Annotated in this window: 1 protein-coding gene and 1 pseudogene; both read right to left on the bottom strand. The window is 34.0% G+C overall.

Going from position 1 to position 1,246, the window contains the following annotated elements; all coding sequences use genetic code 11:
- Positions 1-298: pseudogene (locus tag EKL98_RS16375) on the bottom strand (tRNA pseudouridine(55) synthase TruB); the annotation flags it as partial.
- A gap of 6 nt (positions 299-304) precedes the next feature.
- The gene (locus EKL98_RS16370; protein WP_126563184.1) at positions 305-1,129 is read right to left on the bottom strand and encodes an undecaprenyl-diphosphate phosphatase; all 825 of its coding nucleotides are present in this window, start codon (positions 1,127-1,129) and stop codon (positions 305-307) included.
- Between the last annotated feature and the right edge of the window lie 117 nt (positions 1,130-1,246).

Below are 1,246 nucleotides of genomic sequence, written 5' to 3'. Positions count from 1 at the left end.
TTTGGGTTTCAAGATCATAAGATGGTGTAGTGGCTCCAATGAAGAAAGTTCCAGTATATTCTTTGGCTTGACCTTGAAATTCAGTGATTCTTTTGGTAAATTTTCCAGTGCAAACTAGTAATAATCCACTGGCTAAAGGGTCTAAAGTTCCTGCATGACCTATTTTGAATTTTTTAGGAAGCCCAACTTTGTTGATTAAAGCATATTTCATTTTATTGACCGCCTGAAACGAAGTCCAATGCAAAGGCTTATCAATCAAGATGATTTGTCCGTTTATATAATCTTCGGCAGTTTTCAATGTGATTTATTTTATATATGAAAAGTAAATCAACAAGAATGTGCCCACAATGATTCGGTACCAACCCCAAGGTTTAAAGCCAAATTTGTTAATGATTCCAATGAAAAACTTGATGGCTATTATGGCAACAATAAAAGCGACTATATTTCCCATCAAGAACATCATTATGTTGTCATTTGATTTTAAAATTAGTTCATAACCTTTCATTTGTGAAGTTTCATAAGTTTTCAGAAACACCGAATAACAAGTAACCGCTAACATCGTTGGAACTGCCAGAAAAAACGAAAATTCTGCAGCTGTGTTGCGTGATAATCCTTGTTGCATTCCGCCAATGATGGAAGCCGCTGACCGACTTGTTCCTGGCATCATTGCCAAACATTGCCAAAAACCAATGATAACCGCTTTTTTTACGGTAATATCTTCTTCATTAACAATTGTAGTTTTGTCTTTGAAATATTGGTCAACAAAAAGTAAAACCACACCACCTACGATTAATACAATGGCAATAGGAATTGGATCTCCCAAAACGGCTTCAATTTTGTCATCAAATAATTTTCCTAAAATTAAAGCTGGGATTACAGCAAAAGCCAATTTGGTGTAAAAATTCATTCCAATTTTTAGCGTTGGAAAAGCCAAAAACTTCTTCCAATACAAAACCACAACCGCTAAAATGGCGCCAAATTGAATCGAAACTTGAAAAAGTTTTACAAAATCGTCTTCTTGAATTCCAAAATAGGAACTAGTAAAAATCATATGTGCTGTGGAAGAAATAGGAAGATATTCTGTTAGGCCTTCGACAATAGCAATAATAATAGCTTGGAGTGTATTCATTTTAAATTGTTGATTTTAGATTTCAGATTTCGTTTGTGCTAACTGAACACTAAAAACTGAATACTGTTTACTGTTTTTTCGGGTTTTTAAGAATGGCATAAATGGTGATTCCAAAAC

The sequence above is a fragment of the Flavobacterium bomense genome (assembly GCF_003970355.1).
The sequence above is the reverse complement of the archived record's forward strand: the minus strand, read 5'-3'. Positions and strand labels throughout refer to the sequence as shown.

What these genes read in the sequence shown, in the direction of transcription:
- EKL98_RS16370 (WP_126563184.1), bottom strand. Translation starts at nt 1,129, where the DNA reads ATGAATACACTCCAAGCTATTATTATTGCTATTGTCGAAGGCCTAACA.